The sequence below is a fragment of the Pseudoclavibacter sp. 8L genome (assembly GCF_902506465.1).
In the GTDB taxonomy this organism is placed as follows: domain Bacteria; phylum Actinomycetota; class Actinomycetes; order Actinomycetales; family Microbacteriaceae; genus Pseudoclavibacter.
Genome location: NZ_LR733186.1, coordinates 1,512,612 through 1,532,049, shown reverse-complemented (window position 1 = coordinate 1,532,049; position 19,438 = coordinate 1,512,612). Strand labels below are relative to the sequence as shown.

The following is a 19,438-nucleotide window of genomic DNA, read 5'->3' as shown; positions in this document are numbered from 1 at the left end:
CGCTTGTCCGTCGAAGCCGGTTCCGTCCACATCGCAGTACACGCCGTCATGCCCGGCTTCCGGTCGAAGGTCAACCGGGAAGTGCAGGACACCTCGAAGGATGCGGGCAACCGCCTCACGAAGGGGTTCGGCAGGCACGGATCGTCGGCCGGGAAGGCCTTCGCTTCCACGTTCACCGCGGAGCAGCGCAAGGACTTCCTGGCCCCGTTCAACCAGCAGATCGCGAAGTCGGCACAGGCAGTGTCGGCGGCGCGACTGGTGGAGCAGACGGCGGCCGGGAAGGTCCGCGTCGCTGAGGCTGCACTCGCCGAGGCTCGCAAGAAGGGCGTCGACGGTTCCACCGCGGTCGTCCGCGCCGAGGAGCGTCTCGCCGCGGCGCAGCGCGCGCTCACCACTTCCCAGGACAAGACCAAGGCCGCGACGGACGGTCTGACCACGGCGAAGACGCGCCTCGCGGATGCCGTCAAGGCGCTCGGCCCGCAGACCGCGAAGGCGTCTACGGCGTTCGAGCGGTTCGGGAAGGCCGTCCGTCTCGGGTTTGGTAGCTCACGGGCCGCCCAGTCCGCGCTCACGGGGCTCGGCGGCACGGTGGGTGGCTTTGCCCGCATCGTGTCCGACCGCGTCTCTGTCGCCGCCTCAGCCGTCACAAGCAGGTTCTCCGCCGCTGTGACGGCAGTCTCCAACCGTTTCCCCCGCCTCAGCCAGGCAGCATCCAGCGCGTTCCCATCCGTCACCAACCTCGCGGGGACGTCAGCGAACGCGCTCGTCGGTGCCTTCCAGCGCGGAGCAACCGCCGTCGCGTCCGCTCTGAACTCCATCGGCAGCGTCGCGACGAACGTCCTCACCGGCACCGTCGCCGCCGCTGCAGCCACGGCTGGGGCCGCGCTCGTCGGCGGGTTCAATCGTCTGAACTCCATCGAGACGGCCGCCGCGCGAATGAAGGGCCTCGGCCTCGACGCGACTCAGACGGCCGTCGCGATGAAGATCGCGGACCAGGCCGCGCAGGGCACGGCGTTCGGAATGGACGAGCTGGCATCCGCTGCGGCCATGGCACTCACCTCGGGCGTCGAGCTCGGCGACCCGCTCGTCAAGTACCTCGACGCGATCAAGGGCGCCGCGATCGCATCCGGTGCTTCCGTCGCGGAGATCGGTTCGATCTTCGGCAAGGTCCGCGCCAACGGTAAGGCGTACACGGGCGACATCGCGATGATCGCCGACCGGCAGATCCCCGTGTGGAAGGCGCTCAGTGAGCAGCTGGGCGTCAGCATCGAGGATGTCCAGAAGCTCGCCACCGAGGGCGGCATCAGCGCGCAGATGCTTGAGGACGCCGTCACCTCCGCGACCGGTGGCATGGCCGCGGCGATGGAGAACACCACTGGTGTCTCGCTCCGCAACATGTCGGCAGCCCTCAAGCGCTTCGGCGTCTCGCTCATCGGAGCGAAGCTCGAAGGCGACCAGGTCGTCGGCGGGCTCTGGCCGCTGTTCAAGATCCTCTTCGACACGATCAAGGCTGGCCTCGACGCCGCCGGTGCCGCGGTCATGCCGTTCACGTCGCTGTTCGGTGGGCAGATCGCGGACACGGTCGGCGGGTTCCTCCTGGACCTCACCGAACGCTTCAAGTCGTTCAAGGACACGTTCACCGGCGTCGACATCTCCGGGTTCAAGGACGCGATGACCTCCATTGCCCCGCTGCTCGGGGTCGCCGCCGGCGCGCTGCTGCCGCTGCTCAAGAACGTGAAGCTGCTCAAGCCACTGCTGGCCGGGCTCACTGGCCCGATCGGGCTCATGCTCGGGCTGTTCGCCGGAGTGGTGGCCTCCTCGTCGGATCTGCAGGGTGCACTCGGTGGTCTCTTCGGAATGCTCGGGGGCGTCGCGGCCCAGCTCGGCGCAGCGCTCGCTCCGGCAGCGTCGACCCTCACGGACGCGCTTGGCGGGATCCTCGCATCTCTCGGTCCGGCGCTGACGGGGGTCGTGTCGGGCCTGACCGCCGTGCTCGAGCCTGTGCTGTCCGCGCTGATCCCCATCGTGACCACGGTCGCCGGGGTGCTCGCCGACGTGCTCGTGACCGCCCTCACCGCGCTCACTCCGTTGCTCACCGGGCTCGGGCCGGTCCTCGGCACTCTCGGCGAAGCGCTCGGCACGACGCTGGGGTCGATCGTCACTGCGATCGCTCCGGTGATCACGCTGCTCGCCGAGGCGCTCTCGGAGATCCTGGCCGCGGTCATGCCGCTGGTTACGGCGCTCCTCGGGCTCCTCGCTCCTGTCCTGCAGCTGCTGTCGCCGCTGCTGGGGCTGGTGGCCGCGATCCTCACGCCACTGATCGGCCTGTTGGTCGTGATCCTCGACCCAGTGCTCGCGCTCGTGACCGGCCTCGTGTCGCTCCTCGTGCCCGCGCTGACGTGGGTCGTCGACATCCTGACGCTCGTCGTCGGCGCGATCGCGGGAGCCATCGACTGGTTCGTGCAGCTCGTCACCGGCAGCGAGTCGGCCGCGGGTGACCTGCAGTCGTTCTGGCAGCCCATCGGCGAGTTCTTCACGTCGCTGTGGGCGTCCGTCACCGAGGTGTTCTCCTCCGCGTGGGCGACGATCTCGGAAGGGGTGTCGTCTGCCTGGGAAGGTATCTCGACGTTCTTCACGGACGCCTGGAACGGAATCACGGAAACCCTCGCTGCTGGTTGGGCGATCATCACCCAGGTCTTCACGACGGCATTCGAGTTGATCTCGGGCGTCGTCCAGGGCGCCTGGCTGATCATCTCGACGATCTTCGAGACGGCCGTCGCCATCGTGCAGCAGGTCGTCGCGGCCGCGTTCCTCGTGATCGTCTCGATCTTCACGGGAGACTTCGCCGCGATCGGCGAAATCGTGTCCGCAGCCTGGGCCAACATCCAAGCGCTGTTCCTCAGCGCCGCGATGTTCATCGGGCAGATCCTCGCCAATGCGTGGCTCACGATCACCACCGGGATCACCACCGCCTGGAACTGGATCCTCGGATTCCTGACGGTCACCGTCCTCCAAATTTGGGGACAGATCCAGCAGACGTTCAACGACATCGTCTTCGCGATCGAGGGTGCCTGGGCGCGTGCTCAGGGCTTCGTTGCGACGGCGATCGCCATGATCGTCGCGTTCATCACGAACGGGTTCGAGTCCGCGAAGACGTTCGTCAGCGACACGATGACGAACATCTCGACGGCTGTCAGCGACGGCATCACTGCGGTGGTGACGTTCTTCACCGAGCTGCCGACGAAGATCCAGGAAGCTCTCTCCAACGCGGGGGAGTGGCTGGTGCAGACCGGTAAGGACATGATCGCCGGGCTCATCAACGGCGTCACCGACGCGATCGACGGAGCCGTGACCGCAGTGCAGGACGGCGTCGGCTCGATGATCGACGGCGCCCGCGACATCCTCGACATCAACTCACCGTCGAGGAAGACGCGCGACCTCATCGGCAAGCCGTTCGGCGAAGGCGTCGCGGTCGGCGTGGAGAAGTCCATGCCGGACGTGCGCTCCGCCGTCGACGACCTGATCGCGGTCCCGGACATCGCGAGCTCGCTGACCGTATCCGGCGGCACGTCGGTCGCTCCTGGTGCTGGCCGCGCGGTCACGTTCGAGAGCCACTACCACTCGGCTCCCGGCATGAGCGAGCAGACAGTCGGGCACATCGCTGCTGAGGACATGGAGTGGAAGCTCGGATTGGTGGGGGTGTGATGGATCGGCACTTCCAGTTGGACGACCTTGCGCTCTACGTCGGGCAACCGCACGAGCACTTCGAGGGGCTGCTGCTCACCGAGAACGGTGTCAGTGGTTGGCATGAGGGCGTCGATGTGCGCCGAGAGGTCACCGAGCGGCATGCAGGTGCTGGCTCGTTCGACTCGATCGGCACACTCGACGCCCGCGTGGTCGCCTTCGAGGGGCTCATCACGGCCCAGGGCATTCAGAAGTTCGAGACGCTGCGCCGTCAGGTGTCGTCGTTCGGCACCGGCGGCAACATGATCAGGATCAGCGAGGCCGCCGGCAACGAGCAGTGGTGGGCTCGCGGACGCCTGGGGGCGCGCACGAGCGTCTCCGTGGCGCGAGCGGGCTCACTCCTCGCCCCGTTCAAGATCACGCTCTGGTGCCCCGACCCGCGCATCTACGGAGCGGCGTATAGCTTCGGCCCGGCGCCGGCGGTGTTCGTCGAGCAGACGGCGGGCACCTACCCGTCGCGGCCGCGCATCACCGTGCGGGCGACGAGCTCAATGCTCGAGGGGTACGGCGTCAACCTCATGCGCGACGGGGCGACGCTCGGAGCGATCCGCATCCAAGCGCCGCTCGCCGCCGGGTCGACGCACGTCATCGACATGGTGACCGGACAGGTGCTGAACGGTGCGACGCCCATCCTCGGCGGTGTGCAGTCCGGCAACGTCTGGGCGATTCCGCCGGCGGGCACCTACTACGTGCACCTGGCGCCGAACTCCGGTGCCGGCACGATCACCGTCACCGGGTACGACAACCGCGTCTGAGCCTCCGCGCTCGTGAGAGGAGCGGGCATGGGCTGGCGTTGGATCATCGCGGAGACGATCACGGGGAGGCCCGTCGCTGAGGTCACGAACCTCGTCGGCGGCGACTCCCCGTGGACTCGGCAGCTGCGCGGCGTGGGGTCCGGGTCGACGGTGTTCTCGCTCGCCGACTCGCCCTTCTCCCGCTCGCAGCACCGAGACCTGTTCTACCCGTGGATTCACACCCTGCACCAGTGCTGGGACACGCCCACCGGTCCGTGGCCGGTCTACTCGGGGCTGCTGAACCGTGCCGGATGGAAGGCGAAGACGAAGCTCCTCACCGTGTCTCACGCAGAGGTGCGCGTGCTCCTCTCCCGCCGCTTGCCGTTCCCGGTCGGCGGGTGGGGGACCGGCACCGTCGACGCCTACTCGCTCGACGCCCGCCGAGCCATGGCGCTGTTCGTGCGCAAGGGCCTCATCGACGGCCTGCCGCGGTGGAAGATCCCGCTCGACGTGATCTCCCACGTCGGCGGCTCACGCAGGGACACGGTCCACAACGACCAGTTCGCGACGATCGAGGACGTCGTCTCTCGCCTCGAGACCGCCGAGAACGGCCCCGACCTCGACTTCAACCCACGCCGCGTACCGGTCTCCGACTACTTCGACTGGGAAGCTCGCATCGGCAACCCCTCGAACGGGGGGCTGCTCGACGGTCCCGCCTTCGAATGGGACCTCACCTCCGACTCGGGCGCACAGGACATCGACGCCGACACCAACGGCATGAACATGACCTCCGGCATCTTCACTCCTGGTGAGGGCACCGGGTCGACCCGTCCGTTCGGGCAGGCCGCTCTCGACACCGGCTTCGAGACTCGCCCCTACCCGTACCTCGACCGCGTAGAAGTCGTCTCCCAGGAGGCGAACGTGTCGAAGCTCGACGCGATCGCGCGCTCCATCCGCCTCGAGCACCAGGAACCCACCGACACGGTCGGGTTCTCCGTGCAGGCGTCCTCGTATCCGACCGCGGCCGCGTTCGTTCCCGGCATGCGGGTGCGCGCGAAGGTCGCCGAGGACGAGTGGATGCCCGCCGGGTGGACGCCGTTCAGCTACGTGCTCGCGTTCTCCGGCAACCGTGACGAGACGATCACGTTCAAGGTCAAGGAGGACGCGTGACCAACCACGACATGGGCGTCCTGAACAGCAAGATCGAGAAGCTGGCTCGCGAGTTCCGCGAGTACCGCCTCTCGAACTCGCTGAACCGTGGGGCCGTGGACCGAGGTGCGCTCGAGATCATCTCCCCGCAGGGCCTCATCGTCCGGAACGGTGCCGGCATCCTGCTCATCGGGAACATGGATGCCACCGGCAGGATCGATGTGACCGGCGCCCTGAACCTCAAGGACGGTTCGGTCTTCACGCTCAACGGAACGGGCAACGTCACCGGCCTCTTCAACCTCCTCGACGGCTCGACACTGACCGTCGACGGCTTCCTCCGCGGCAAGGGTGACTTGGAGTGGGAGGGCCCCGCGAAGTTCAAGGGCCTGAGCATCTTCGACGGCGACGTCGCGGTCACCAAGAGCCTCGACGTCACGGCCGACTCCCGCTTCCGTGCACGCGTCCGCATCGAGGACGACCTCGAGCTCATCAACAACGGCAAGTTCAAGGCCGGCGCCATCGAGATCGACCCCGCCAACCACAATGGCTCGGTCCGCTGGGGCTTCGGGCAGCAGATCCTCGCTGAGTCCGGCGGCCTGGAGCTCTACTCGGCTGGCTCGTACGGGCTCCAGATCAAGACCGATGGCGTGTACATCCCGCTCATGGAGCGCATCACCGAATCCGGGCAGCTCGCGGATCTCGACTTCATCGCGTTCCGCCGCCCGAGCGGGAAGCTCGTCCGCGTCTCCCAAGACGCCGGCTCCCCGCTCGGCGGCGACCTCGAGTGGCCGTTCGACCCCGAGACGAACACCGACGAGTTCGGCCCCCGCATCCACCCCATCACGGGGGAGCTGCGCAACCACAACGGCATGGACTTCGCGCCAGGCGAGGGCACCGACATTCGCGTCGCCGCCCGCGGAACCGTCATCGAGCGGGGCACGAACCCCGGTGCTGGCTTCGGCTACTACCTGACGGTGCAGCACAACCAGACGACGGCCACCCTCGGCGCTCACATGCTCGAGCCGTCGCCGTTCCAGATGGGCGACGTCGTGCCGAAGGGCGCGATCATCGGCCGCGTCGGCAACACGGGCACGTCAACGGGCGCGCACTACCACTTCGAGGTGCACATCAACGGCACCCCAGAGAACCCCCGCTCGCACATCACGAAGCCGTACCAGCCGTAGGAGGCCGCAATGTTCCGGTGGCCCGTAGAAGGTCGCATCCCCCCGCTCGGCGAGTTCGGTCCCCGCGACAGCGGCATCCCCGGCGAGCGCGTCCAGCACGACGCCGTCGACATCAACGCCGAAGAAGGCACGCCCGTCTACGCATCCGCGGACGGCGAGGTGTCCCTCGTGGAGCTCGCCGACGATCCCGGCAACGAGGGCGTCGGCAACTCGGTGTGCATGAAGCACGGCGACGAGCACGAGTTCCAAACCCAATACCACCACCTCCGCGACGCGCCCCTCGTGAAGAAGGGCGACGTCGTCAACCAGGGCGACCTCCTCGGCTACGTCGGCCAGACCGGCAACGCGTCCGGCCCGCACCTCTGCTGGTGGACGCTGCGCCACGGCATCCCGTGGAACCCACGCCAATTCGTCAAGACCTTCGGGGAGGGCTGATGCCTGAGTACACAGTCAACGTCGGCGACTTCGGGCTGCAGAGCATCCCCGGGCTGCGGCTGACGGTCGAAGCGGAGCGTTCCGCGTGGCGCGGGAATCGGGTCGCTTTCGAGAGGGCGGTTGAGCCGAAGGCGTTCACCGGGTCTCTGGCGACGTTCGACCTCCTGCCGAACGTCGAGACCACACCTCGCGTCCGCTACTGGCTCGTAGGTCGCTACAGCAACGGCATGGAAGTGAATCGCGTCGAAGTGGTCGCGCCACCAGGCGGCGGGTCTCTCCGCGCCGCCGAGGACGCCGCGGCCGCGATCGGGACGATCGTGCTCGGCTACGGAATCACTCAGGCGCGTCGCGGCGTGTTGGCAATCGACATCAAGGGTGACGCAAACGGCATGGCCGAGCTCGTCATCGAGAAGGGAGCGCTCGAATGATCGAGACTGAACGTATTTCCATCGAGGTCGCTACGGACAAGTCCATGGAAATCCCGATGCGCACTCCGGGCTCGCTTGTCCAGGAGGCGACGAAGGATCTCATCACCCCGGTGATCGCAGAGTCTCCGGACGTGGTCGAGGCGGCGAAGACGGCAGTCTCGGGTGCCCTCGCTGATGCGTCGGTGATGACTACTGCGCCGCGCACGACGAGCGTCTACGAGGTTGCGATCGGTGACGCTGATGGCAACATCACCTGGCTGCAAGCGGACAAGGCTGGCGCCCCGACGGCCGATGCGATTGCCGCGCTCGAGAGCAAGGGCGTCCCGACGGCAGCACCCTCGGCCGGTGACTACGAGGTGGCGGTCGGCGACGCGGACGGCAACCCGACGTGGCTGCAGGCGAACGCAAATGGCCTGCCGACGTCGGATGTGATCGACGTGCTGCATCGCTTCCTCGGCATTCACATGGGGCCGCATTTGCCCCCGGAGCCGCCCGCGGGGCGGCCTGCTATCTGGTTCGAGACCGACGGTTTCGGGAACCTCATCGACATCAAGGGAGTTGCACTGTGACGGGATTCGAGAGCCTCCTCGGTGGCGGCGGGGGTGCTGCCGCTCAGGCGATGAACCTCGACGTGCTCGCCCCGGAGGGTGGGCTGCTGCGCAAGCGCGGCAAGGTCATGTTCCACTCGACGTTCGATGGCGGCGAGTTCCAGGGGTGGCGCGACCACTACGGAACGGGGTCGCCCTCTCCCGCGGTCGGGCTGACGCAGTACCCGGTCATGTCGGGCTCTCACGCGATGATGCTCTCGACCGGGTCGGTGCCGTACTTCGCGGACAACGCGTCCAACTCTTCGGGCACGTACAAGAACCTGTCGTTCCCGCGCGAGAAGGGCCTCGTGTCGTTCTCCGGCTGGTTCGCGCAGGCATCTGACGCGTCGAACACGGCGGGCTCGCAGGACGTGGGCTTCGACAACGTCGGGATCTTCTTCGACACGCAGTCGTGGGCGGACGTGCGCCGCTTCTACCGGGCCTCACTGACGACCCGACCAGGCTCGGCGACACCGGCATGGATGATCACGACCCGCGAGGGGCAGATCGTCGTCCCGAGCACGGGCAACATCACGGCGGGCATCAACGAGCGCAAGTGGAACTTCAACTACTACCGCCTCACGATCGACCTCGCTGGTGGCCCTGACGGGCTCGGCGGGTACGTGGAGCTGCAGCTCAACTCCCGCACGTTCGACCTTCGCGCGTATGCGCCACCGATCGACGCCCCGCAGGCGGGCTCCGCGATGGATTCCTTCGCTGGCGGCTTCAACCCCGGCCTCGCGATCGCCCGCTCGTACCGGGTACCGGAGTACACGGAGAACGCGGTCGTGTTCGACGACCTCGTCGTGACCTTCAACGATGTGAGGAACTACTGATGGCCGGCAAGACGCACATCCTCATCTCGCAGTCGCAGGGCATCCTCCGCCCCGAGGGTCACCCGATCCACCTCGTGCAGCCCCCGAACCGAGTCGAGTTCGCGGCCTACGGCACTGAGGTGTCCTGGCTCGCGGAAATCGCCGAAGTCGTCGGAACTCCGACCGCGTACGAGATCAAGCTCAAGTTCCAGACGTGCGTGGAGACGACCACCGGGTTCCAGTACCAGCGGCCCCGCTGGGTGGACCTCGACGAGGTATCCATCAAGTCGGACGTCGTCGAAGGCGTCGGCTGGCATGCAGCCGGCAAGGCCGCGCCCGTGGGTGGCGCTGCCGGGGTCATCGCGTCCACGGGCGACACGCTGCCAATGGTCACGCGCCGCACAATGCGCTGCCGCGATCTCCGGCACCGGGTGGCGTTCGACCTGAACTTCACGGGTGGCACGAACCCTGGCATCCGCCTCAACCTCTTCGCGACCGTAAGGAAGTAGCCCATGCCTGTTGTCATCAAGACCCCCGGCGCGTCCATCAGCGGCGAGCTCACCCCCGCTGACCCGATGCTCACGAACGGCTCGCTGCTGCTCGTGGAGCCGGCACACCCGCGCCGAGCGTGGGCGGCGGGCGTGCCCGCGCAGAACGCGACCATCCCCAACGTGGCTCGCACCCAGGCGGCAGCGCTGCTCGGCGTCACCCCATCAGCGGTGGAAGCGATCGCGAAGAACACGATCACCGCCACCGAGGGCGTCGTCGAGCGCACCGCGAAGGGCGGCGTGAACACGGTCGTCTCGCAGACCGCCGGTACGTTCCCTCGGCAGTTCGGCGTCGCGATCCCGGAGTCGATTCGCACCTATATCGCGACGAACAAGGCGAACAAGTTCTACATGTCGCTGTGGTTCCGACCGACCAAGAACCCCGCATCCGGCACCACGTGGCGCTACGCGTTCATCATCCCGACGTCATCGGCGACGACCGCCTCCATCGCCGGCATCGCTCACGACGGGGCGGGGACGTTCTTTTCCACGCCGACCGCGTCGGATGCGCGCCGCCTGGGCGCGACTGAGGTCCGTGTCGGCGTGAACCGCTTCCAGGCGGTCGCCGCGAACGGTGCCCCGTCGAGTGGATGGACGGCCGCAGTCACGAGCGCCTTCGAGCAGGTCGTACAGTACGGCGCGCGCCTCTCGGGTGAGGAGATGAAGTCACCGTCGGGCTGGTTCTACCGCGTCTACATCGAAGACCTCACCGTGTCGGGCCGCTCGTTCGACCAAGTGCGTCAGCGTGACCAGGCGCTCTGGGCGGCCGCGTTCGGAACGGGTGGACGCTACGAGGGCGACAGCGCACCGACGCCGTCGGTGTAGAGAAGAGGCGATGATCTCATGGGAATCACGGTCAGAGAGTTGCGGGAGGTGCTGGCCTCGGCGGACCCCGATGCAACGCTCGTACTTCTCTCGGAGGGGTGGCGCGAGCTCCCGCTCGAGGTAGCCGCAGTCGTCGACGGCCAGGTCATGTTCGGAGGGGTCGACCAGGAGATGCAGATACGTGTCTGGTCTGCCGAGGTTGGTGACTAGGAGACCGTGCGCACGGGGATACTGAAGAGCAGGTCCCGGCCACCGCTACGGATGAGGTCCATACCGACTTCGAGACCGCCTTGTCGCACTCGGATCAGCGTGTACTTGCCGTCTGGGGTTCCTTCATGTGAGCCTCCGAAGAACTCCAAGTGCATGAGTTTCTGGTCGTCAAGGTAGAGATGCAGCCAGGCGAGGTTCACTGGTCGTATCGGTATGGGGTGACGGTTCGGAGCGTGTTCCGCTTCTCCAAGCTCGGTGAGCAGGTCTGCCAGGCAGTGCTCAACGACGGCGGCCGCGAACTCCACGAGGTAGCCCGCGAGGTTCAAGGTATCGATACCCACGAGCCGCGTCTCTTCGATCCACTTGGGGATCCACTCGCTCGCGTGGGATCCAGACGTGTTGCTGATCCCCGCCAGCAGATCGGACCAAGACCGAATCCGCTGACTTCGTTGTTTGCCTCCACTGCCGCCAGTTTCAGTGAAGATCGCAGCGGGTGACTTCAGCCAGCCGGTGAGCGTTGTCTGCGTGGACTCGGACTGCTCGATCAGGAACGGAAGGTTCCCGACGGTCAAGTGCGTCGTTGCGGAGCGCTCCGGAGCCTTCGAGGTGTAGAGCACTGGGTCGGTCAGCTCGAATGTCTCGATGGCTCGTGCGATCAGCCCATCTCCGCAGAGTGTCCGCATGAGCGCCACAACGTCATCGATTGCCGCGAACTCGCCTTCCCTGTAGCTCGTGAAGTGTCGGGTGAAACGCACTGAGGCGCGCACGAAGTAGTCGTACGTTTCCTGCTTGCTCGCTTTGCGGTTCCAGTCCTGGCGCTGGTGTCTGCTCTTTGGCACGCTTTGACTCCTGAATTTGGTGGGGAAGCATCACGCGAGGGCACGCAAGATTCGCTGGTGCTCCACGGTCTTCACTAGCCCCGCGACCGCAATTTTCGCGCGAATACTTGCTCGGCAGATGCTCCGCCTCTGATAGAGCGTGGGGCTCTCTGGATGGGTTCGCTCTCGTAGCGGTGCCACCATGTTCCCGAGCTGTCGCGGAACACGATGCGCGCTTTGAGGGGCGGGCGCCCGCTCCACTCGTCCTCGATGACCATGACACGGATGAGCGACCCGAGTGGCTCGAGACGACGCACCTCACTCGAGCCATCGCGCACGAGGGAGCCACTGATTGGGTCGACGAGGTCGACTCGTATTGGACCCATGATCTCGTCGCTCCCGTTGGAGAGCTTGACGTGGCACGCGACGATCGGTGTCGAGTAGTGGCGGATGCTATTGCCGTGGCGGTCCTCGCCTGGCTCCCAGGAAAGGTGCTCGCTGTACGCCGTGTCGGATTCTCCGCCGCGGATGAACTGCCCGGTATCGACAAATTCCCGCTCTCGGTGGCAGACGAGGTCGTCGACGTGCGCATAGACGCGTCGGGCTTGCGCTTCTCTCGCGCGCCGCACGCTCCAGAAGTAACCGGCCGCGGCAATGCCAAACGCTGCGACGGTTCCAATCGCCCCGAACACCTCGGCAAGGGTTCCAACTGCCCCGATCCACCCGGCAGCGGTTCCGTGCAAGTTGATGAAGTCCACGAGACGAACCATATCCACAAGGTGGCGGTGGAGCTTGCCGCGGTCACAAGTCACCAATTCCATTCCTATGTTTCCGGCCCTGCACTCACCGTGCGGGGCTTTTCTCATGTCAAGGAGGCCCTCATGATCTCTCCCGACCAGCTCCTCAGCGGTCGCAAGTTCCGCGATGTCGACGTGGTCACGGTCACGCCGACGTCGCTCACGGCGCGCGTCGACGGCAAGCTCGTCGAAGTCAATCTCGAGATCAAGCCGGACCTATGCGCGGAGGTGCAGGCGATCGCGCCGGGTGCGTCCCGGCTGCGGATCGCGCAGGCGTCCCTCGAGTCAGTGCGCACCGACGAGCTGAACCCCGGCCAGGCCGAGGCATGGCTTGTCGTCGCGGACCCGAAGCCTGGCCTCGACGTCGACGGCACGCCCCGTGCGCTCGTCGCACCGGCCATGTCGCTGCTCTCGGCGATGCCGCGCGCTGTCAGTCGGTACGCGCCTGGCCTCACGGCGGACGAGATCGCGATGTGGCCGAACCTCTGCGCGCTCATCACGCGGGCGACCGGTGATGGCGGCCAGTCGTCGTCCCGCAACGGCGCGACGGTCAACGCGTTCCAGCCTCACCACTCGACGATCCGCTCGGCTGCCGCCTACATCAGCATGGTGCAGTCGGGCTCCCGGCAGGTGTCCTCGAACCTCGCGATCGACGACAACGGCGACATCATCCGCGTCGTCAACCTCAATCGCCGAGCATGGACCAGCGGCAGCGCTTCCTTCGACGCCGCGGCAATCACGGCGGAGACCGCCAACGCCACGCTCGCGCCTGACTACCGCCTCTCACCGGCCGCCAAGGCTGCCTTCGGCCGCGTCGCAGCTGCCCTCAAGGCGGACCGTGGCCTGCAGGCGCTCACGCGGAACAACGTCTACCTGCACCGAGAGATGCTCGACCGCTGGGGAGTCTCATACGGCACGGCGTGCCTCATGGACGACACCGCTGAGGCGATCATTCAGCGCGCGAACGGCGTGAGCATCGAGGCGCCAGACACGGGCGAGGCGCTGCGCAAGCGCCGCGCAGCTGCCATCTGATGGAGATCGTCGGCGGCCTCGTGATGTTCCGCGTCTACGGCGCGGGCAAGGGGCGGTCCACGTCGGGCCTCTTCGAGCTGCACATGGCCGCGAGGGTCGCGATCCTCGTCTGGTTCATGGAGCAGAACGGCGCGGATCTCTCCATCAACGAGGGCTTCCGGCCGACGGGCGTCCGCTCGGATGCGGACGTGCCGCTGCCGTTCATGACGAGCGCCGGCATCTCGACGCAGTGGTTCCAGGTTGGTCGCATGTGGCGGGGCGAGACGCCGTCGGCGATCGTCCCGAACGCGAGCGGCTCGAACCTCTCGAAGCACCGCACGGGCGAAGCACTCGACTCGAACGCCCCCACCCTGCGCGACTTCATGCTGCGCGCTCAGGGCGCCTACCTCGCTGGCCTCGAGTTCAACGTCGCCTCCGAGTCCTGGCACTGCGAGCCCCTCGCAGAGCCGAAGACCGATCTCGGCCCCTGGGTCGCGACCGTGCAGGGCGTCGTCACCCCGGCGAAGCCCACCCCACCCAGCAACCTCAAGAAGGAGAGCACCATGACTCGCATGTTCCGCGAAGTCGGCAACAAGGGACAGATCTTCGTCATCGGCGGAGGAGGCGCGGGCTACATCAAAGACCCGGCCATCGTCGCCCAAATCGCTGAGATGAACCGCATCTCAGGGCTCACAGGGCCCTCCTGGTCCGAGCCCGCCAACGTGCCGTGGCACTACATCACGAACCTCTCCGAGGCGCTGCAGGAAGGATCGCTGGCGACGGCGACACTTGCCGAGGCGCGCAGTCTCACCGGCACCGACCAGAGGCCCGGCATCCTCAAGCGCATCGCTTCGGTGCTCAAGATCAGCTGATGATCGAACCGTCCACGGAGTCGCGGCCGGTTCGCACGATTCACGATCCGAGCGCGAACCCTCACACGCAGAAGCGGAACTGGTCGCTCGTCTGGACGGCCGTGACCACGGTCGGCGTCGTCGTCTTTGTCATCGCGCTCGGCTCGATCGACGGGGCCGACGGGAAGCCGATGCTCTCCGGGAAGCTCGTCGAGGTCACGCTGATCCAGGTCGGCGCGGTCTCGGCGATCCTCTGGCCGATCCTGCTGCGCACCTCGAAGTCGGCAGCCGCCGTGCAGGACCAGGTGCAGAACTCCCACTCGGGGGTCATGCGCGACGACATGGACGCCAAGCACGACCAGCTGCTCGACAGGATCCAGAACCTCTGGGACCGCATGGAGAACCGTTTCGAGGCTGGCGCCGCGGACGTGCGTGGCATCCGCAAAGACCTCGGCCGGCACGCCGACAAGCTCGACACCCACGACGAAGAACTCAAAGAACTGCGCAAGCGAGAGCGGGCGCTCGAACGAAAGGTAGGCGATGAGCCTCATTCCTGATCCCATTGCAACGCGTGAGCACGTCAGCTACCAGCGCTTCGGCGGCACGCTCGTGCTGCTCGTCGTCGCCGCGGCGCTCGTCGTGCTGACGACGGGCGCCGCGCTCGCGCCGGCCGCGACGAGCGACGCTCCCATCATCGAGTTCACGCTCAGCTGGGTGCTCATCCTGCAGCTGGTCATTGGCTCGCTGCTCCCGATCCTGGTGGGGCTCGTCACGAGGGCGTCCTGGTCGGGTGGCTTGAAGGGCGTGCTCCTCGCGGCCCTCTCGTTCCTGACGTCGATCGCGTCCTCGCTCTTGAACTCCGCCGAGACCGGCACCCCGTACGACATCGGCCAGGGCATCCTGCTCGGCTTCGCGACGTTCGTGACCGCCGTGGCCGTCCACTACGGCATCCTCAAGGGTTCCGGCATCTCGGCCGCCGTCCAGGCGACCGGTGTCCACGACGGGCCCAAGCACGCCGCCTGAGCCATCCCTGAGCGCGACTTCGCCCCCTCTCGCTGAAGCGATCCCGGACACCCGGGACGACGCTTCGCGGGAGGGGGCGGTTTCGTGTTCCGAGTGCAGTGCCCAAAGTCAGAAAATTAGACCAGAATGGTCCCATGCTGAGTCAGGTGGTGTTGAGTCCGTCGAGTGACGGCCGCGTTGACTTGCACATCAGCGCCCTCGTGGCAGGGAAAAAGCACGATGGCCGTGAGCTACATCTTGGTAGTCAGGATCTGATTCGCTTCGCAGCGTACGCGACCACTCATGGCGCGAACGTGACCTCCTTCATGCTGGCTGATCCGTACCTAGCGCCAATCGATCCAGATGAAGAGGGGGCAGTCTCGGACGAGATGGTCAGGATCTTGCGTGAGTACGGTGGCAGCGAGCTTGTGGCCGCGATGGGAGACGAGTTCGAGGGCATGTATGTCGTTGGCGTCGACTTGATTTCGCCAACGGATGGCTTGCATCTAAGTCTTCGACGCCGCGGCTTTGTAGAGACTTCTGTGGTGCAGGCCGCAGAGGTTCTACTCGCAGACGCGTGGCGCGAATTGCACTTGTCTTGAGTAACCGCGTTACGTCGGTTCTTGTCGAAACGGCGAAAATTTCAGTGTCTGCGTGGGCTGCGCTCCGCCTCGAGCCTCATGTGAGCGAAACCCTGAAAGCAATCCCTGAACCATGGCCGTTCCTAGTGGCCGCGCTGATGGCGGCACTGGTGCTCGAGATTCTTGTCCAGGTTTTTCTCGGATGGCCGCGCCTCAAAATCGAGTGGGTCGACAAGGCGGATGATGCCGTTCTGGCATCGATCGTGGTCCGCATAACTAAGCGCAGGCCTGATTCGCAGGTATTCGCTTTAAAAATCACTTCAATCGGGGGTGGGTGGCTTGGCTATCTCCTGCTGCGTGGTCTCATGACGATGAGGGTCCAGCTGCAGGTTCGGGTAGATCGTGTGGACCTCGTTCCGACCTGTGAGTCGACCTCGTTCTGTGCCGACTTGCCCACGATTCGCGCCGAGGATAGCTTCCACGGCTTCATCGTGGACCTCGGGCGCGCACCCAAGCGGCCCGAATTGTGGCACTATGCGGATGTGCGTTGGCGGAACATCTCTACACCAACCCGGGAGGAGTTCAACGTCGACTACGTCTTTCACCACAGGTGCCCCGTGGTGAAGTTCTTGCTGAACCTTGTCATCTGGCGAAGCAAGGCAGTCAAACATCTTCGAGTGGTAGGACCGTAAATGCCAGTGATGAGTCAGGAATCGGTCAGTGCGTTGCCGATGCGATCGCGATCGGCCATGACGTTGGTCGAGATCCGAGATGCCATGGCTTCTCGACGGCCAAGCCTGGATGGCTTTCGGGGCGGGTGGGCGAGTATCAGCGATCTGCGCTCCAATCTCAGGACTGTTGGCCTCGCGCCGCCTACGTCGGACCCGGTGATCGTTCCCGCGAACGGTGCCTTGCCGGAAATACTCCAGGCACGCTTCTACTACTGGGATCCTGTGCCATCGGGTTACGGCGGCGCCTCGCCTCTGGACCCCCTGAGGGCGAGACGTCTGAACGCAATCGATGTCATGATCACCGCGCTATCGGATCAACAGATTGGCTTGCTTTTCTCGACGCGGACGCGGAGCTACCTGGGGCGCGCCGAGGGAATTCTTGCATCTCTCACCAGCATCCTCCAATCGGCCGACGCCACCATCAAGATCGATCGATGGAGCTCCCACCTCGAACTCAAAGACGAAGAGTTCTTCCTCTGGCTCGCAGTGAAGCAGAGGGACGATGAGAAGATTGCAGACGACATCACCTTGGATGTCATAGCCGGCATCAGTAGCCGTGACGAAGCGCGTCGCACGGCTGATTTGAAGTACGGAGTGGACTTCGAGAGGCCGAACTTCCTCACGGCTGTGGCTGAGAGTGACACCCTCGGACCAATCGACATGCGTTTCGTTAAGAGCGTCGGCGATGAGCGCCATGCATACGAGGTGCGGGTCCACGTCGACGGAGGATTCGAAATCCGAAAATCTGGTCTCCAGTTCCCGGACAGTCTCACCCGGCCAAGTCTCATGTTGAGCACTAGCCTCGAGCTCGCGTACGACCTCATCCCGCGATTTAACTCTCTCTACGAGGAAGACAGCGACGACTGGTCTACTAAGCGAACCGCCGTGATTCAGGATGCAATGTCAGCTCTGGAAGTCAGGTACGGGGAACTCCGCAGAATACTTCAGGAGAAGCTGCTCGAGGCAGCGGCTGCGGAACAAGACGATGAGAGCGACGACGGAAACCGCTCCGCGTAGGTGACGTGCGTTCAGTTAATCACCACGACCCCGCACACGCGGCACCGCATCGCCTCGCCGACCTCGAGCAACACGAGGCAGCGCGGGCACTTCGGCCAGCCGATCGAGTCATCGTCCATGCCGGGAGCGTAGCCGCGCCGGCAGGCCCGTGACGGGGCTGTGGGGAACTCACCAACCCTTCTTCCTCGTCGCCCGCAAAGCCATGTAGAGCAGCGCGATCGAGAGCTCGGACGCGAGGCGCTCAGATGCGAGGGCGTCGCCTTCGAGGGTGACGGTGCCGCGGATCTGCGCGTTCCCGTGGGAGATCGCCCATTCCTTCTCGGTCATGGTCCCGACTTCGAGGGCGTCCCGCACCTCCGCGCGTACGTCGCCCTCGGTCACCCACTGCAACATGTCCAGCCACTCGTTGAACACCTCGACCGGCTCGAACAGGATCGGCTCGTACGTGTCGCCGCCGACGGTGGCCTGCGCCGGCACTAGCTCGCCGTCGACGTCCTGCAGTGGCGGCGTCTCGCCCCACAGGAGCCATGACATGCCGTCGACGGGCCTCGTCGCCACCGGACGCCAGCAGACGATGCGCTTCGACCACTTCGAGTCAACCCGCTCACGAACCGTCTCGCACCGCAACGCCAGCGACCCGAGGGCGACTTCGGCTGTGACCTGCACGGCTGGTTCGTTCATGTCTGTCTACAGACCGAGGGCTTGCTTTTTCGCGGCCGTGAACTCTTCCGCCGTGAGCGCGCCTGCGGCGTGAAGGTCGGCAAGCTGCTGGAGCTTTTCGATGAGCCCCGGGGCGACCGTTGAGCTCGCCGGGGTGGGAGGTGTCACTGGTGGAGTGGTCTGTTGCGTGTAGATCGGGTGCGCAAGCTGCCGAGAGCGGCGCTGCAGTTCGTGTCGCCGGGCGCGGGCAGCCTCGTTGATCAGCTGTTGCACGTCGCGAGCGTCGGTGATTGATTCGAGGATGGCGGTTTCGCTGAGGTCGTCAGCGTGGAGGTGGAGGTCACTGACCCCGCGCGCCTTCTGCGGTAGCGACTGTTTGTGGTCGACGTCGGTGATCTTCTCGATGGCGATCTGCTGCCCCTTGGTGGAGAGCACACCTTTCTCGAAGTGGAGGTAGTAGCGCGTGAGCTTGTAGCGTCCGCCACCCACGCCGGTGATGGTCTTGGAGTTGCCTTCCCAGAGCAGGTCGTCGCTGGTGACGTCGTCGCCTTCGCCGAATCCCGCGCCCGTGGCGCTCGAATTGCCTGTCGCAGTGCGGAGCTTCTTGAGTGCCGCGGCAGCGCGAGACGGGGCTGGTGTTGATGACGGCGCGGCTTGAGCTTCGACCTCATCCTCGACTAGATACTGCCAGCCTGCGGGGGCCTCGGGCCAGGCGGGGTCTGGACGCCAGTCGGGGCCTGGCGTCCATCCCGCTGGTGCTGTCGGCCATCCAGGGGCGGGGTTGAATCGGGGCACGGTTTCTCCTCGGCGTCGCTGGCGTATCTGAGGCAGAGCCTAGTGCGGGCACGGCGAGCACCCCGGTCCGAGGCGCGCGAGGGCCGCGAAGAGTGTCGGCCTCGGTGCCCACATTTTGCCCACAACATGACCCCGAAACGCCCTGAATAGCCCCGAATCGGCCTGAATGCCGCGCCAACGATAATCGGCCTACTTCCGCGCAAACATGCGGAAGTAGGCCGATTCTGTGGCTCTAGAGTGGGTGCCCCTGGAGGGACTCGAACCCCCAACCGTTTGCTTAGGACGCAACTGCTCTTCCATTGAGCTACAGAGGCTGGCGCGACAATGCTACCGGTGCTGGCGGCCTCCCGTGTGCACTGGCGCCTGATTTGTGGACGAAATCTTGGTCGAGGTGCGGGCGACGCACGCGCGCCTCCACCCGCCGACCGGCCCGGACACCTACAGTGTCACGCGTGTGGGGTCTGTTTCGTAAACGAGGTTCAGAGCCGGGCGACGCGAAGAGCGACGGTCACGGCT

General features: G+C 65.8%; 22 protein-coding genes and 1 tRNA gene. 18 read left to right on the top strand and 5 right to left on the bottom strand.

Features of this window, described 5'->3' with window-relative positions; translation table 11 throughout:
- Positions 1-3: 3 nt before the first annotated feature.
- The 11 genes from GV007_RS13815 to GV007_RS13765 are packed head-to-tail and all read left to right on the top strand — an operon-like array spanning position 4 to position 10,659.
- On the top strand, positions 4-3,705 hold the full coding sequence (locus tag GV007_RS13815) for a tape measure protein (RefSeq protein WP_160073423.1): 3,702 nt from the start codon (positions 4-6) through the stop codon (positions 3,703-3,705).
- Entirely contained in the window at positions 3,705-4,499 is a 795-nt protein-coding gene (locus GV007_RS13810; RefSeq protein ID WP_160073421.1) for a hypothetical protein, read from the top strand. The genes GV007_RS13815 and GV007_RS13810 overlap by 1 nt, the downstream gene beginning before the upstream one ends.
- A 27-nt stretch (positions 4,500-4,526) precedes the next feature.
- Positions 4,527-5,648, top strand: a complete 1,122-nt coding sequence (locus GV007_RS13805) for a hypothetical protein (protein WP_160073419.1) — start codon at positions 4,527-4,529, stop codon at positions 5,646-5,648.
- Complete coding sequence (locus GV007_RS19410; protein ID WP_160073417.1) at positions 5,645-6,811, top strand: M23 family metallopeptidase; 1,167 nt, start codon at positions 5,645-5,647, stop codon at positions 6,809-6,811. The genes GV007_RS13805 and GV007_RS19410 overlap by 4 nt, the downstream gene beginning before the upstream one ends.
- 9 nt (positions 6,812-6,820) lie before the next feature.
- Entirely contained in the window at positions 6,821-7,246 is a 426-nt protein-coding gene (locus GV007_RS13795) for a M23 family metallopeptidase (RefSeq protein ID WP_160073415.1), read from the top strand.
- Entirely contained in the window at positions 7,246-7,674 is a 429-nt protein-coding gene (locus GV007_RS13790) for a hypothetical protein (protein WP_160073413.1), read from the top strand. The genes GV007_RS13795 and GV007_RS13790 overlap by 1 nt, the downstream gene beginning before the upstream one ends.
- A complete protein-coding gene (locus tag GV007_RS13785; RefSeq protein WP_160073411.1) occupies positions 7,671-8,243 on the top strand; it encodes a hypothetical protein in 573 nt (190 codons plus the stop codon). The genes GV007_RS13790 and GV007_RS13785 overlap by 4 nt, the downstream gene beginning before the upstream one ends.
- Positions 8,240-9,097, top strand: a complete 858-nt coding sequence (locus GV007_RS13780; protein ID WP_160073409.1) for a hypothetical protein — start codon at positions 8,240-8,242, stop codon at positions 9,095-9,097. Before GV007_RS13785 ends, GV007_RS13780 begins: the two co-directional genes overlap by 4 nt.
- Positions 9,097-9,585: a hypothetical protein gene (locus GV007_RS13775; RefSeq protein ID WP_160073407.1), complete on the top strand. Its 489-nt coding sequence runs from the start codon at positions 9,097-9,099 to the stop codon at positions 9,583-9,585. The genes GV007_RS13780 and GV007_RS13775 overlap by 1 nt, the downstream gene beginning before the upstream one ends.
- Before the next feature lie 3 nt (positions 9,586-9,588).
- Complete coding sequence (locus GV007_RS13770; protein ID WP_160073405.1) at positions 9,589-10,449, top strand: hypothetical protein; 861 nt, start codon at positions 9,589-9,591, stop codon at positions 10,447-10,449.
- Positions 10,450-10,467: 18 nt separating this feature from the next.
- Positions 10,468-10,659, top strand: coding sequence for a hypothetical protein (locus GV007_RS13765; protein WP_160073403.1), 192 nt, complete (start codon positions 10,468-10,470; stop codon positions 10,657-10,659).
- Here GV007_RS13765 and GV007_RS13760 read toward each other — a convergent pair.
- Positions 10,656-11,498, bottom strand: a complete 843-nt coding sequence (locus tag GV007_RS13760; protein ID WP_160073401.1) for a hypothetical protein — start codon at positions 11,496-11,498, stop codon at positions 10,656-10,658. The genes GV007_RS13765 and GV007_RS13760 overlap by 4 nt on opposite strands.
- A 74-nt stretch (positions 11,499-11,572) precedes the next feature.
- A complete protein-coding gene (locus GV007_RS13755) occupies positions 11,573-12,235 on the bottom strand; it encodes a hypothetical protein (RefSeq protein WP_160073399.1) in 663 nt (220 codons plus the stop codon).
- Between the two features lie 123 nt (positions 12,236-12,358).
- Between GV007_RS13755 and GV007_RS13750 the strand changes: the two genes are divergently transcribed.
- From GV007_RS13750 to GV007_RS13720, 7 genes are all read left to right on the top strand, one after another.
- A complete protein-coding gene (locus GV007_RS13750) occupies positions 12,359-13,306 on the top strand; it encodes a peptidoglycan recognition protein family protein (protein ID WP_160073397.1) in 948 nt (315 codons plus the stop codon).
- Positions 13,306-14,157, top strand: coding sequence for a hypothetical protein (locus GV007_RS13745; protein ID WP_160073395.1), 852 nt, complete (start codon positions 13,306-13,308; stop codon positions 14,155-14,157). Before GV007_RS13750 ends, GV007_RS13745 begins: the two co-directional genes overlap by 1 nt.
- Entirely contained in the window at positions 14,157-14,693 is a 537-nt protein-coding gene (locus GV007_RS13740) for a hypothetical protein (RefSeq protein WP_160073393.1), read from the top strand. The genes GV007_RS13745 and GV007_RS13740 overlap by 1 nt, the downstream gene beginning before the upstream one ends.
- On the top strand, positions 14,677-15,159 hold the full coding sequence (locus GV007_RS13735) for a hypothetical protein (RefSeq protein WP_160073391.1): 483 nt from the start codon (positions 14,677-14,679) through the stop codon (positions 15,157-15,159). The genes GV007_RS13740 and GV007_RS13735 overlap by 17 nt, the downstream gene beginning before the upstream one ends.
- Positions 15,160-15,293: 134 nt before the next feature.
- Positions 15,294-15,740: a hypothetical protein gene (locus GV007_RS13730; protein ID WP_160073389.1), complete on the top strand. Its 447-nt coding sequence runs from the start codon at positions 15,294-15,296 to the stop codon at positions 15,738-15,740.
- Positions 15,741-15,820: 80 nt separating this feature from the next.
- Complete coding sequence (locus GV007_RS13725) at positions 15,821-16,411, top strand: hypothetical protein (RefSeq protein ID WP_160073387.1); 591 nt, start codon at positions 15,821-15,823, stop codon at positions 16,409-16,411.
- A 57-nt stretch (positions 16,412-16,468) separates the two neighbouring features.
- A complete protein-coding gene (locus tag GV007_RS13720) occupies positions 16,469-17,467 on the top strand; it encodes a hypothetical protein (RefSeq protein ID WP_160073385.1) in 999 nt (332 codons plus the stop codon).
- 168 nt (positions 17,468-17,635) lie between these two features.
- On the opposite strand, the gene GV007_RS13715 is transcribed toward GV007_RS13720, so the two are convergent.
- From GV007_RS13715 to GV007_RS13705, 3 genes are all read right to left on the bottom strand, one after another.
- Positions 17,636-18,148: a hypothetical protein gene (locus GV007_RS13715; protein WP_160073383.1), complete on the bottom strand. Its 513-nt coding sequence runs from the start codon at positions 18,146-18,148 to the stop codon at positions 17,636-17,638.
- Between the two features lie 6 nt (positions 18,149-18,154).
- On the bottom strand, positions 18,155-18,922 hold the full coding sequence (locus GV007_RS19090) for an SHOCT domain-containing protein (protein WP_201297706.1): 768 nt from the start codon (positions 18,920-18,922) through the stop codon (positions 18,155-18,157).
- 242 nt (positions 18,923-19,164) lie between these two features.
- Positions 19,165-19,236 (bottom strand) — tRNA-Arg (locus tag GV007_RS13705).
- Between the last annotated feature and the right edge of the window lie 202 nt (positions 19,237-19,438).